The organism is Microbacterium thalassium, assembly GCF_014208045.1.
GTDB lineage: Bacteria > Actinomycetota > Actinomycetes > Actinomycetales > Microbacteriaceae > Microbacterium > Microbacterium thalassium.
Window position 1 is genome coordinate 2544560 of the sequence record NZ_JACHML010000001.1, and the last position, 13029, is coordinate 2557588.

A 13029-nucleotide genomic window follows, 5' to 3' on the forward strand; every position below is an offset into this window, starting at 1 on the left:
GGCTCACGGGGCGGGGTACCAATCGTGGGGTGCACGGAATGCGCGAAAGCGCGTCTTCCAGGTTACCCGACACCCACCTGGCGCCAGTCGTCCGGAAGACGCGCTCCGAGCGCCGCCAGAGGGCCGCGCGCCTTCAGCGCGACTTCGGCCACTTCGGCGCGCGCGACCGACCGCCACGTGATGCCGCCGCCCGCCCCGACCGAGGCGCCGCCGGCGTCGAAGACGATCGACCGGATGACCATCCCGAGGTCCAGTGCGCCGTCATCGCCCACCCAGCCGAAGCATCCGGAGTACACCCCGCGGGCGGCGCCCTCGAACCCGTTCAGCAGGTTCATCGCCGCGAGCTTCGGGGCCCCCGTCATGCTTCCGGCGGGGAAGGCGGCGTCCATCAGCTCGCCGAACGTGATCGCCGGCTCCAGGGCCCCCGTGACGACGCTGACGAGCTGATGGACGGCGGGATGCGTCTGAACCTCGAACAGCCTCTCCACCGCGACGCTGCCGGGACGGCACACGCGCGAGAGGTCGTTGCGCATGAGGTCGACGATCATGACGTTCTCGGCCAGCTCCTTCGGGTCCGACAGGAGATCGGCGACCAGCCGGGCGTCCTCCGCGTCGGTCGCGCCGCGGCGTCGCGTGCCCTTGATGGGCGACGTCGAGACGATGCCGTCGCGCACCCGCAGGAAGCTCTCGGGGCTCGCGCTGGCGAGCGCGGCGTCTCCGCTGCGGATGAGCGCCCCGTACGGCGCCGGATGCGCCGCGCGCAGGCGCGCGAACACCGTGGCCGGATCGTGCGCCCCCGGGACCGCGAAGCGGGTCGTGAGACACAGCTGGTACGCATCCCCCTCGCGGATCGCGGCGCGGCACGACTCGATCAGCTCGGCGTATTCCCCCGGGGCATGCCGCGCGGATGCCGTGCGCTCGGCGACGGGCTCCGCCGGCTCCTGCTCCGTGCCGTCCGTGCACGCCGCGGCGGCAGCGGCGAGGTCGTCGACGCGCTCGGCCCGGGCCACCGCCCACACCGCACGCCGGGCGTGGTCGAAGGCGAGCCACTCCTCCGCCCGGATCCATCGCGCGGCCGGGATCCGCCCACCTTCGGCGACAGCGGCGCCGGCCGCGGCGGCCCCGTCCTCGTAGGGGATCCATCCCACCCATCCGCCGCTGAACGGACCGGCATCCCGGTCTCCCGAGGCGGCGCCGCCGAGCGCGACGGATCGGACGGCGTCGGCATCCGGCTCCTCGCTGCCCGCACCCACGTACGTCCATCCGTGCGCCGCATCCGGCCCGCTGTCGAGCCAGAACACGTGGGGACGGCGGGCGAACAGCCGGGCGTGCACGAGGGCGGGATCGACCCATGCGGGCAGCCGCATCGCCACCGTCGCGTCCGCCACCGTCGCATCCGCCATCTTCCCAGGCTACGATCTGCCGGGGCGATCTAGGCTCGTGACGTGAACGAGATCCTCACGTGGCTGCTCGACGCCGTGCAGAGCGTCGACCCCGTGCTGAGGACCGTCCTGGCGGGGATCGCCATGATGCTCGAGACGAGCGTGCTCATCGGGCTCATCGTCCCCGGCGACACGATCGTCATCGTCGCGGGAACCGCGGTCGCCTCGCCCCTCGAAGGCTTCGTGCTCGGCGCGGTCGTGGTCGTCGGCTCGCTGATCGGCGAGTCGATCGGCTTCTGGCTCGGCCGGATGCTCGGCCCCGCCATCCGCCGCTCCGCGCTCGGCCGGCGGATCGGCGAGCCGACGTGGCTGCGCGCCGAGCGCTACCTCGAGCGTCGCGGCGGCATCGCGATCTTCCTGTCGCGCTTCCTGCCCGTGCTGCACTCGCTGGTCCCCCTCACGGTGGGCATGAGCCACTATCGCTACCGCCGATTCCTGGCATGGACCCTGCCGGCGTGCGTGCTGTGGGCGGCGGTCTACGTGTCGGTGGCGGCGGCCGCGGCCGAGACGTACCGCGAACTCGCCGACCGGCTCCACTTCGCCGGCTACATCTTCGTGGGCGTCATCATCGCCTTCCTCGTGCTCGTGTGGGCGGCCAAGAAGGTCATCGAGCGGATCGAGCGCAAGCACTTCGATGCGCAGGACCGTCCGGGCCAGGGCCGCGCGGAGGACATGAAAGACTGAGACGGATGCCCGAATCCGACATCTCCGAACCCCCGAAAGTGCTGTGGCTGGCCCGCCTGGAACGGCACTTCCATGCGTGGCGCGAGCGCGGCGCGCGAGCGCGCGGACTCGTCCCCACCATCACGCCCTTCGCCGGGTACGCCGGTGCCGACTGGGTCCGGGTGCTCGGACGCGTCCTCATCGTCCCGCCCCGCCGTCGCAACGGCTCCGGCGAGTACGCCGGCGTGCGCGGCTGGCGCAGCTTCGCCGCGATCCCGATCGGATACGCGCAGGTGTCGGTGACGATCGCCGGTGTCACGCATGATGTCGTCGCCGACCGCGGCGGCGTGATCGACGCGGTCCTCCCCGCGCGGCTCGCGCCGGGCTGGCAGACATTCACGATGTCCGTCGAAGGCGGCGCCGAGGTCGTGTCGCGCACGTTCGTCGTCCCCCCGGGCAAGCGCCTCGGAGTCATCTCGGACGTCGACGACACCGTGATGGTGACGGCGCTGCCGCGCCCGCTCCTCGCCGCCTGGAACTCCTTCGTGGTCAACGAGCACGCGCGGCAGCCGGTTCCCGGAATGGCGGTGCTGCTCGAGCGGATCGTGCGCGAGAACCCCGGCTGTCCCGTGGTCTACCTGTCGACGGGCGCCTGGAACGTCGCCCCGACGCTCGTCCGGTTCCTGCGGCGTCACCTGTTCCCTCCCGGCGCGATGCTGCTGACCGACTGGGGCCCCACGCACGAGCGGTGGTTCCGGAGCGGCCGGATCCACAAGGCGACGAACCTGCGCCGCCTGGCCCGGGAGTTCCCCGACGTCACGTGGCTTCTGGTCGGCGACGACGGGCAGCACGACGACGATCTGTACACCACGTTCGCCAGCGAGCACCCCGCCAACGTCGCCGGCGTCGCCATCCGCCGCCTGTCGCCCGCGGAGGCCGTGCTCGCCGGCGGCCGCACGGCCGTGAACGACCACACCGCGGCGACGGTGCCGTGGGTGACCGACTCGGACGGGGCGGGCCTCCTGGACCGGCTCGAGGACGTCGGGATCCTCGCCACCTGACGCTGTCGGACCCACGCCCTATGCTGGCGGCGTGTGCGGACGTTTCGTCGTGGCCCAGGTCGGCTCGGAGCTCGTCGGCGTCCTGCGGGTCGACGTCGAAGCCGACGACCTGCCGTCGCCGTCCTTCAACGTCGCTCCCACCGACCGCGCGGCGATCGTCCTGGACTCGGCCAAGACCGAGCCCCCGACCCGCCGCCTCGAGTCGGCGCGGTGGGGACTCGTCCCGCCGTGGGCGAAGGATCCCCGCATCGGCGCGCGGGCGTTCAACGCGCGCTCGGAGGAGCTCGAGGACAAGCCGATGTTCCGATCGGCGCTGCACAGGCGCCGCGCCGTGGTCCCGGCTTCCGGGTACTACGAGTGGACCGTGGTCGACGGGCAGAAGGTCCCGCACTACATCCACCCCGCGGACGGCTCCCCGCTGCTGTTCGGGGGTCTCTACGAATGGTGGCGCGACCCCCAGCGCGCCGACGAGGATCCGCAGCGCTGGGTGCTCAGCTTCACGATCCTCACGCGCGACGCGATCGGCGACCTCGGCTCGATCCACGACCGCATGCCGCTGTTCATGGACGCCGACCACGCGGATGCGTGGCTGGATCCGACGACCGACAACGTCCGCGACGTCCTCGACGCCGCCATCGACGCCGCCCCCGAGGTGGCCGGCACTCTCGCGCACCACGAGGTCTCGCGAGCGGTCGGCAACGTGCGCAACAACGACCCGTCGCTCATCGAGCCCGTCGACTCCTGACCGCCTCCCAGCCGCGCCGCGTATCCTCGACCGGTGCCCGCTGTGATCGCCTCCCCCGTCGCCCTCGACGCGGATGAGTGGCGCGCGGCCGAAGCAGCCCATCGCGAGCGCGCAGACGCCCTCACCCACGGGCATCGCCTGCGTGCGGCGCGCGGCGAGAGGCATCCGGTCGAGGACTTCCTGTTCACGTACTACTCGTACAGGCCGGCGATCCTGCGGCGCTGGCACCCGGGAGCGGCCGTCGCGCTGCGCGACGCGTCCTCGACGGAGCGCGCGGGCTGGCGGTGGTACGCGCCCGGCGATCAGCCGCGGTCCCTCGTCGTCGACGCCGCCGCGTTCCGGCGCGAGCGGTCGGCGATGGTGGACGCGATCGCCCGGCTGCTGCGCGCGACGGCGTCGCGCACGCCGGGCTTCGGATGCTTCGGACTGCACGAGTGGGCGATGGTCTACCGCGACCGCGAGCATCGCCACGACGTCCCGCTCCGGCTCGGTCAGGGCGGCACCGACGCCGTCGTCGAGGCGCACGACCTGCGCTGCACCCACTTCGACGCCTTCCGGTTCTTCACGCCCGACGCCGCGCCGCGCAATCGCACCCGTCTCACGCGCGCGGACCAGCCGGCCGCCGAGCAGCCGGGGTGCCTGCACGCGGGCATGGACCTGTACAAGTGGGCCGTCAAGCTCGGGCCCGTGGTTCCCGGCTCCGTGCTTCTGGATGCGTTCGAGCTGGCGCGCGACATCCGCGAGATCGACATGCGGGCCTCTCCCTACGACCTGCGGGACTGGGGCTACGACCCGATCGCCGTCGAGACACCGGACGGCAAGTCCGAGTACGTGCGCCGCCAGCGCGCGTTCGCCGAGCGCGCGCGGCCGCTGCGCGCCGCACTGCTCGCGGCCGCCGGCACGGGGTGATCAGCCCGCCGGAGCGCAGTCCGCGCACGGCAGCAGCGATGCGCCCGCCGCGGCGAGGCCGAGCCGCAGCGTCATGACCCGCGTCGCCGCCTCGTCGAGACGGGAGGCCGGCAGCGTGCCGTCCTCGACCGCCGCCACGATGCCGTCGACGATGCGCGGCGCCGTCTCGGCATTCGAGTACAGCACGGTGAGGACCATGTCGTTGCCGGCCGCCAGGGCGTCCACGGCGTTCGCGACCGGATCGCCGTACTTCGCCATGCCCGATGCCTCGAGCATGCCCAGGTCATCCGTGATGGCGACGCCGTCGAACCCGAGATCCTCGCGGGCGATGCGGTGCCACGCGGCCGACAGGGACGCCGGCTCGGCGTCGACCGCCGTGTATGCGAGGTGCCCGAACATCAGCAGCGGCGCACCCGCCTCGATTCCCGCGCGGAACGGCTCGGCGTCGCCCGATGCCCACGCCGACCGCGCCATTGGCGTCGACGGAATGCCGGCGTGGGAGTCGCCGGGGGCGGCGCCGTGCCCCGGGAAGTGCTTGAGGGTCGACAGTGCCGAGCCCGTCTCCGCGCTCACGGCGGCCGAGACGCGGTCCGCGCCCGCCTGAGGACTCGTGCCCAGCGCGCGGCGGTAGATGAACGACCCCGGATCGGCGGTGACGTCGGCGACGATTCCGAAGTTCACGCCGATGCCGGCGCGGAGCACCAGCGCGGCGCGCCCGGCGAAGGCGGAGCGGGTCTGCTCTGCGGGCTCGGACTTGAGCGTGGTCGCCGCCTCGAACGAGTCCCACGCCAGGCGTGAGACGTCGCCGCCCTCCTGGTCGATCGCGATGAGGGGCGGCAGCGCGTCATCCAGCGTCAGGGCCCGCGTGACCGCGCGCAGCCCCGCCTCGCTCCCGGGCACGTTCGCACCCATGAGGATGAAGCCGCCGATCCCGGTCTTCTTCATGTAGTCCCGCAGCACCGCCGTGTCGGTGGTCGGAATGTGGCCCATGACGACGGCGGCGGCCTTCTCGCGGGTGCTCATCGCCGCGACGACGGCGGCCGCATCCGTTTCGACGCTCCCCTGCGGCGCGGCGATGACGCTGACCGGGTCCACCACGGGCGCGGGCGTCGCCTCGGCCTGCGCGGGGCCCGCCGCTGCGCCGCCCGCCAGGCCGACGACGGCCGTCAGCGCCGACACGGCGGCGAGCATTCGGCGGCGGGGCATCACATTCCCACCCTAGGCGGCCGTGCCCCGCAGGGGACGGGCCGGTCGGGCTCGACCGGAACGACGGGCGGAAACGACGAAGCGCCCCGACGGATCGGGGCGCTTCACGATGGGTGGACCTGAGGGGACTCGAACCCCTGACCCCCTGCATGCCATGCAGGTGCGCTACCAGCTGCGCCACAGGCCCGTATTCTGTTCTCACCCCTCGCGGGGCAACCCCATCAGCTTACTACATGACGGGCACCGCGCCGAATCGGCGCCGTGCCCGCGCGTGTCAGTCCGCGGACGTGTGCGCAGGCAGTTCGAACGGCACCGTCGGGCAGTCCTTCCAGAGCCGCTCCAGGCCGTAGTACATGCGCTCCTGCTCGTGGAACACGTGCACCACGAGGTCGCCGAAGTCCAGCAGGATCCAGCGCGACTCCTCGCGGCCCTCTCGGCGAAGGCGCTTGTGCCCGGCCGCGAGCAGGCGGTCCTCGACCTCGTCCGCGATCGCGGCCACGTTGCGCTCGCTGCGTCCGGTGACGACCAGGAACACGTCGACGAGCGGCAGCGGCTCCGACACGTCCAGGGCGACGAGGTCTTCGCCGCCCTTCGCGTCGGCCGCCGCGACGGCGATGTCGAGCATCTCGAGACCCTGGGGGCTCGCCGTCACGAGAACACTCCCGTGACGAACGCCAGGATGAGAACGCCGACGAGCGCGAGGGCCAGCACGCCGGCCGTGATGGCGAGCACCATCATGAGGCGGCTGCCCTGCTCGGGCGTCGGCGGGCTGATGACCTCGCCGGCCGCCTTGGACGTGCTCACGGCCGAACTCGCCGCGATCGGGGTCGGGGACGAGTGCGCGGGGATCTCGCCGTCGACGAGAACCGCGTCGACCTCCTTGCCATCCGCGGTGCCGGTCGCGTGACCGGTGGAGCCCAGGCCGTCGGGCAGGTTGAACGTGCCGGTGACGATGACATCGCCGGCCGCGGTCACCGGGGCGGACAGCGGCGCCGCACTCGGGGTCTGAGACAGGATCAGCGCGTTGGGCGTGCTCGACGAGCCCGACGACGACGGCGACAGCAGCTGATCGAACGACGGCGGCACGTCGGCGGCCGCTCCGCTCGCAGCCAGGGCCGAGCCCAGACGCGGGTTGACGGTCCGCTCGCCCGCCGGCTCCGGCTGAGGCTGCTGGGGCTGCACGATCGGCTCCGACGGCTCGCCGATGCCCAGGGCCGTGAACGGCTCGGTCTGCGGCGGGGCTTCGGGCGCGGGCTCCTCGGCGACGGCGAACGGCTGCTCGGGGGCGACGGCCGGCGCAGCGGGCTCGGCCGCGGGCGCCTGCGACGCGGGAGGGGCCGCGTTCGCCGCGGTGTGCGCGGCCGCGACCTCGGGCGTGATCACCGGGACCGAGGCGGTGCGGATTCGCTCCTGCTGGCGCGCCTGCCGGCGCGTGAGGGGCGCGACGCCGAGATCGACCGACGAGTCGGGGGCGGGAGGCTCGGCGATCGGCGCCGGGGACGCCGCGCGCGGCAGGGGCGGCACCGGGGGCACTGCCGGCGGGGTCGCCGCGGGGGCGGCCTCGGCGGCGGGGGCTTCTGGTTCGGCGGGCTCCTCGGTGGCGACCGCCGACACGATGGGGGTCGCCCCCGTGTTGCGCAGCTCACGCAGCTGTTTGCGCGTGAGCGGAGGGCTCGCCGGCTGCTCGGGTGTGTTCATTCCTTGCTCCGGTAGAGGTGATGCTTCGCAATGTATTGCACGACCCCGTCGGGAACCAGGTACCACACCGGGTGGCCCCGTTCCACACGGTCACGACAGTCCGTCGATGAGATCGCGAGTGCGGGGATCTCGAGTTGGCTCACGTCCTCGGTCGGGAGGCCTTCGGTGGTGAGCACGTGGCCCGGGCGTGAGACGGCCACGAAGTGGGCGAGATCCCATAGTTCATCATGGTCTCTCCAACTGAGAATTTGCGCTATGGCGTCTGCACCGGTGATGAAGAAGAGCTCTGCGGTGGGTCTGCGACGCTTGAGATCGCGCAGCGTGTCGATCGTGTAGGTGTCGCCGGGACGGTCGATGTCCACTCTGCTGACGGTGAAGCGGGGGTTCGAGGCGGTCGCGATGACCGTCATGAGATAGCGGTCCTCGCTCGGCGAGACGTCCGCCTTCTGCCACGGCTTGCCGGTCGGGACGAACACGACTTCGTCGAGATCGAACGACTGCGCGACTTCACTGGCCGCGACGAGGTGTCCGTGATGGATCGGATCGAACGTCCCACCCATCACCCCGACCCTCGGGGCTCGCGTCGCGGCCATGCAGCGGCCTAGTGGCCGTGTCCTGCCTTCTCGATGTCGTTCGCGTGCGCCTTCGCGTACGCGTCCGCCTTGTGGGCGTGACGGTTGGCGACGTTGCGGTACGAGAGGGTCACCAGTGCGAGGGCCGCGAAAGCGACGACCGCCACGATGCCGTATCCCACGGTCTCCAGTGCGACGTTGCCGTGGTGCTCGGTCTCGGCCGCAGCGAGGGTGATGATCGTGGCGAGGGTCATTCCAACTCCGTTTCCGTCCGCCTCCGGCCGGAGGCGCTGGTTCAGTCTATTGCGTCAGGCGCGGACCTGCCCGGCACCCCGGGCGAGCCACTTCGTGCTGGTGAGCTCGGCCAGGCCCATGGGCCCGCGCGCGTGGAGCTTCTGCGTCGAGATGCCGACCTCGGCGCCGAAGCCGAACTCGCCGCCGTCGGTGAACCGCGTCGAAGCGTTGGCCATCACGACCGCCGAGTCGACCTCGGCGAGGAAGCGCTCGGCCTCGACCGCGTCTTCGGTGATGATCGACTCGGTGTGGTGCGTCGAATACCGCCGGATGTGCTCCAGCGCCTCGTCGAGGTCGTCCACGACGCGGATCGCGATGTCGAGGCTCAGGTACTCCGTCGCCCAGTCGTCCTCGGTCGCCGGCACGACACCGTCGGCGAGAGCGGCGACGGTCTCGTCGCCGTGCACCGTGACGCCTGCTCCGTGGAGCGCCTCGACGACCGGCCGGACCAGGCGCTCGGCCGCCGAGCGCACCACGAGAACCGTCTCGACCGCGTTGCACACGCTCGGCCGCTGGGCCTTGGCGTTCGTCACGATGGCGCACGCCCGGTCGACGGGCGCGGAGTCGGCGAGCACGATGTGCACGACGCCCGCTCCGGTCTCGATGACGGGGACGAGGGACTCGGTCACCACGGTCTCGATCAGCTGGGCGCTGCCGCGCGGCACGAGGACGTCGACCAGTCCGCGCGCCTGCATCAGCTCACGCGCTCCGGCACGGCCGAACTCGTCGACGGTCTGGATCGCTTCGGGATCGATCCCGCGCGTGCGCAGAGCGCCGCGCATCGCTTCGATCAGCGCCGCGTTCGTGCGCTCCGCGGCCGATCCCCCGCGCAGCACCACGGCGTTGCCCGAGCGCAGCGCGAGTGCCGCGATGTCGACCGTGACATTCGGCCGCGCCTCGTAGATCGAGCCGATGACGCCGAACGGCACCGCCACCTTCGTCAGCCGGAGTCCGTTCTCGAGCGTGCGTTCGTCGAGGACGCGCCCGACCGGATCGGGCAGCGCCGCGACATCGCGCACCGCGCTCGCGAGCCCCGCGACGCGCGGCGCGTCGAGCCGCAGTCGGTCCAGCAGCGCGTCCGAGAGGCCCGTCGTGCGGCCGCGCGCGAGATCCTCGGCGTTCGCGGCGACGACGTCGTCCGACGCGGCGTCGATCGCGTCCGCGATCGCCAGCAGCGCCCGTCGCTTGTCCTCGTCGCCGAGCAGCCCGATGCTGCGGGAGGCGTCCTTCGCGAGCTGCATGCGCTCGCGCGCGGTCGTCGCCGTCGTGATCATCCGCCCAGTGTACCGGCGGCGGTGCGGACGGGCCCGGTGGCCGGAGGCGCCGACGGCTCGGGGTTCGGCGCGAACCATGTGCCGATCTCGGACCCGGCCAGGGCGTGGTGGACGAGGTCCGCGCTCGTGACGAGCACTCCGGTTCCGGCGGCGGCCGCGAGGCGCGCGGCCGACACCTTGGTCGCCGCACCGCCCGTCCCGACCGAGTTGACCACCACGGAGCCGAACTCGAACCCGTGCAGGTCGTCGCCGTAGGCCACGTGCGGGATCGGAACGGCCCCGGGCTCGTCCGGCGGGCGCGTGTAGAGGCACTCGATGTCGCTGAGCAGCACCAGGGCGTCGGCGCCGATCAGCGTCGCCACGAGGGCTGCGAGGCGGTCGTTGTCGCCGAAGCGGATCTCGTGGGTCGCGACCGTGTCGTTCTCGTTCACGATCGGGAGGATCCGCAGGCCCAGGAGCCGCTCCATGGCGCGTCGCGCGTTCGAGCGGTGGGTGGGGTTCTCGAGATCGCCGGCGGTCAGCAGCACCTGCCCGGCCACGATGTGAAAGGAGCGCAGGGCCTGCTGATAGCGGTAGACCAGCACGTTCTGCCCCACGGCGGCCGCCGCCTGCTGCGTCGCGAGGTCGCTCGGACGCTCGTCCAGCGAGAGGAACGGCATGCCGGTCGCGATCGCGCCGGACGACACGAGCACCACTTCCGTGCCGCGCCCGTGCGCGGTCGCGAGCGCCTCGACGAGCGATTCGATCCGCGACGCGTTGTCGCCGCTGATGGACGACGAGCCGACCTTGACGACGACCCGTCGCGCCGCCGGGATGTCCGACCGCGTGTGCGCGCTCACTCCTCGTCTCCATCGCCGGCCGCGCTGCGCTCGGCGATGCGCTCGGCTTCGAGCTCGGCACGAGCCTCCGCCTTGGCGCCCATGCGGTCGTGGTAGCGCTCGCGGCGCTCGGCCGTCGTGCGGCGCGTGTTCTGATCCAGCCGCGCATCGGTTCCGCGCGGCGCCGTCATGAGCTCGGCCGCGGACGTGAGCGCAGGCTGCCAGTCGAAGACGATCCCGTCGCCCTCGCCGATCACGACCGTGGCGCCCGGGGTCGCGCCGGCGCGGAAGAGCTCGTCCTCGACGCCGAGCCGCTCCAGGCGATCGGCGAGGAATCCGACGGCCTCGTCGTTCTGGAAGTCGGTCTGGTGCACCCAGCGAACCGGCTTGTCGCCGAGGATCCGGTAGATGTTCCCGTAGGTGCCGCCTTCGACGCGCACCTGGAACTCCCGATCCGCACCCTGGGGCCGGATGACGATGCGCTCAGGCTCGGCGGCCTCGACGGTGGCGGTGCGGTGCGTCTGCACGATCCCGGCGAGGGCGAAGGTCAGCTCGCGCAGTCCCTCGTGGCTCACGGTGGAGATCTCGAGCACGCGGAATCCGCGCGCCTCCAGGTCGGGGCGGACGAGTTCGGCCAGGTCCCGGGCCTCGGGCACGTCGATCTTGTTCAGGACGACCAGGGTCGGCCGCTCGGTGAGGGGGATCTGCCCCTCCGGCACCGGGTAGGCCTCCAGCTCGCCGAGGATGACGTCGAGGTCCGACAGCGGGTCGCGACCGGGCTCGAGCGTGGCGCAGTCGAGGACGTGCACGAGGGCGGTGCAGCGTTCGACGTGCCGCAGGAACTCCAGGCCCAGGCCCTTGCCCTCGCTCGCGCCCTCGATGAGGCCGGGAACGTCCGCGATCGTGAAGCGGACCTCGCCCGCCTGCACGACACCGAGGTTGGGGTGCAGCGTCGTGAACGGATAGTCGGCGATCTTCGGGCGCGCCGCCGAGACCGCGGCGATGAGGCTGGACTTGCCGGCGGAGGGGTATCCGACGAGCGCCACGTCGGCGACGGTCTTCAGCTCCAGCAGGACGTCGCCCTCCCAGCCGGGCGTCCCCAGCAGCGCGAAGCCGGGGGCCTTGCGCTTGGGCGACGCCAGCGCGGCGTTGCCGAGCCCGCCCTGGCCGCCCGGGGCGGCGACGAAGCGCATGCCGGGGCGGATCATGTCGACGAGCACGTCGCCGCTGCCGTCCTTCACGACGGTGCCGACCGGCACCGGAAGCTCGATCGGCTCGCCCGCCGCACCGGACCGGTTGTCGCCCATGCCGAAGCCGCCGTTGCCGGCGTTGCGGTGCGGCGAATGGTGATACGACAGGAGGGTCGTCACCTGGGGATCGGCCACGAGGACGATGTCGCCGCCGTTGCCGCCGTTCCCGCCGTCGGGGCCGGCCAGGGGCTTGAACTTCTCGCGACGGACCGACACGCAGCCGTTGCCCCCCTTGCCGGCGCGCAGGTGGAGCGTCACGCGATCGACGAACGTGACCATTCGATCCCCCTCAGATCTGGGTGATCCCCAGGGTAAAGGGCCCTGGGGTAAAGGGAAGGGGCGGGCCGAAGCCCGCCCCCTCCTGAAGAGTTATGTGAGTTGCGTGGATTACTCCGCCGCCGCCACGATGTTGACGACCTTGCGGCCGCCCTTCGTGCCGAACTCGACCGAGCCCGCCGCGAGGGCGAACAGCGTGTCGTCGCCACCGCGGCCGACGTTCGCGCCCGGGTGGAAGTGGGTGCCGCGCTGGCGGACGATGATCTCGCCGGCGTTGACGACCTCGCCACCGAAGCGCTTGACGCCGAGGCGCTGTGCGTTGGAGTCACGACCGTTGCGGGTGGAGCTTGCGCCCTTCTTGTGTGCCATCTCTGCGTCTCTCCTGGCTTACTTGATGCCGGTGACCTTGACGCGCGTGAGGTCCTGGCGGTGGCCCTGGCGCTTCTTGTAGCCGGTCTTGTTCTTGAACTTCTGGATCACGATCTTCGGGCCGCGCTCCTCACCGAGGACCTCGGCCGTGACGGTGACCTTCGCGAGCTTGTCCGCGTCGGTCGTCACGGCGTCGCCGTCGACGAGCAGCACCGCGGGGAGCTCGATGTTGTCGCCGATCTTCGCCTGCTGGCGGTCGAGGACGACGATCGAGCCGACCTCGACCTTCTCCTGACGGCCGCCGGCGCGCACAACTGCGTAAACCACTTCACACCTTGTTTCTTCTGGGGAGGAGCGCACGGCTCCGTTTGTCTTTGCGAGACTCTGCTCTTGCGAGGCTGGGAAGTCTTGTGGTGCGGATGCAACCCGCGGGCTGCGGGGCTTGCCGGAAC

15 protein-coding genes and 1 tRNA gene are annotated in these 13029 nt (G+C 72.0%); 4 read left to right on the forward strand and 12 right to left on the reverse strand.

Annotated features, from left to right (window positions below):
- Positions 1-62 precede the first annotated feature (62 nt).
- Positions 63-1403: an anthranilate synthase component I family protein gene (locus tag HD594_RS11715; RefSeq protein WP_184751124.1), complete on the reverse strand. Its 1341-nt coding sequence runs from the start codon at positions 1401-1403 to the stop codon at positions 63-65.
- Between the two features lie 42 nt (positions 1404-1445).
- On the opposite strand from HD594_RS11715, the gene HD594_RS11720 reads away from it, so the two are divergent.
- The 4 genes from HD594_RS11720 to HD594_RS11735 are packed head-to-tail and all read left to right on the forward strand — an operon-like array spanning position 1446 to position 4820.
- Positions 1446-2126: a DedA family protein gene (locus HD594_RS11720; protein WP_184751125.1), complete on the forward strand. Its 681-nt coding sequence runs from the start codon at positions 1446-1448 to the stop codon at positions 2124-2126.
- A gap of 5 nt (positions 2127-2131) precedes the next feature.
- Positions 2132-3166 (forward strand): App1 family protein, encoded by a 1035-nt coding sequence (locus HD594_RS11725; protein WP_184751126.1) that lies wholly within the window; start codon positions 2132-2134, stop codon positions 3164-3166.
- Positions 3167-3197: 31 nt separating this feature from the next.
- On the forward strand, positions 3198-3911 hold the full coding sequence (locus tag HD594_RS11730; protein WP_184751127.1) for an SOS response-associated peptidase: 714 nt from the start codon (positions 3198-3200) through the stop codon (positions 3909-3911).
- Positions 3912-3944: 33 nt separating this feature from the next.
- Positions 3945-4820, forward strand: a complete 876-nt coding sequence (locus tag HD594_RS11735; protein ID WP_373877197.1) for a 3-methyladenine DNA glycosylase — start codon at positions 3945-3947, stop codon at positions 4818-4820.
- On the opposite strand, the gene HD594_RS11740 is transcribed toward HD594_RS11735, so the two are convergent.
- The 11 genes from HD594_RS11740 to rplU form a co-directional block, all read right to left on the reverse strand.
- Entirely contained in the window at positions 4821-6026 is a 1206-nt protein-coding gene (locus HD594_RS11740) for a glycoside hydrolase family 3 N-terminal domain-containing protein (RefSeq protein WP_184751128.1), read from the reverse strand.
- A 114-nt stretch (positions 6027-6140) separates the two neighbouring features.
- Positions 6141-6213, reverse strand: a tRNA-Ala gene (locus HD594_RS11745).
- An 87-nt stretch (positions 6214-6300) separates the two neighbouring features.
- Positions 6301-6678, reverse strand: a complete 378-nt coding sequence (gene rsfS / locus HD594_RS11750; protein WP_184751129.1) for a ribosome silencing factor — start codon at positions 6676-6678, stop codon at positions 6301-6303.
- Entirely contained in the window at positions 6675-7724 is a 1050-nt protein-coding gene (locus tag HD594_RS11755) for a hypothetical protein (RefSeq protein ID WP_184751130.1), read from the reverse strand. Before HD594_RS11755 ends, rsfS begins: the two co-directional genes overlap by 4 nt.
- On the reverse strand, positions 7721-8317 hold the full coding sequence (gene nadD, locus HD594_RS11760; protein ID WP_184751131.1) for a nicotinate-nucleotide adenylyltransferase: 597 nt from the start codon (positions 8315-8317) through the stop codon (positions 7721-7723). Before nadD ends, HD594_RS11755 begins: the two co-directional genes overlap by 4 nt.
- Before the next feature lie 8 nt (positions 8318-8325).
- Entirely contained in the window at positions 8326-8550 is a 225-nt protein-coding gene (locus tag HD594_RS11765; RefSeq protein ID WP_184751132.1) for a hypothetical protein, read from the reverse strand.
- Positions 8551-8604: 54 nt separating this feature from the next.
- The gene (locus HD594_RS11770; RefSeq protein WP_184751133.1) at positions 8605-9864 is read right to left on the reverse strand and encodes a glutamate-5-semialdehyde dehydrogenase; all 1260 of its coding nucleotides are present in this window, start codon (positions 9862-9864) and stop codon (positions 8605-8607) included.
- Positions 9861-10703: a glutamate 5-kinase gene (gene proB / locus HD594_RS11775; protein WP_184751134.1), complete on the reverse strand. Its 843-nt coding sequence runs from the start codon at positions 10701-10703 to the stop codon at positions 9861-9863. Before proB ends, HD594_RS11770 begins: the two co-directional genes overlap by 4 nt.
- On the reverse strand, positions 10700-12211 hold the full coding sequence (obgE, locus tag HD594_RS11780; RefSeq protein WP_184751135.1) for a GTPase ObgE: 1512 nt from the start codon (positions 12209-12211) through the stop codon (positions 10700-10702). The genes proB and obgE overlap by 4 nt, the downstream gene beginning before the upstream one ends.
- A gap of 108 nt (positions 12212-12319) precedes the next feature.
- A complete protein-coding gene (gene rpmA / locus HD594_RS11785; protein ID WP_184751136.1) occupies positions 12320-12577 on the reverse strand; it encodes a 50S ribosomal protein L27 in 258 nt (85 codons plus the stop codon).
- An 18-nt stretch (positions 12578-12595) separates the two neighbouring features.
- Entirely contained in the window at positions 12596-12904 is a 309-nt protein-coding gene (gene rplU, locus HD594_RS11790) for a 50S ribosomal protein L21 (RefSeq protein ID WP_184751137.1), read from the reverse strand.
- Between the last annotated feature and the right edge of the window lie 125 nt (positions 12905-13029).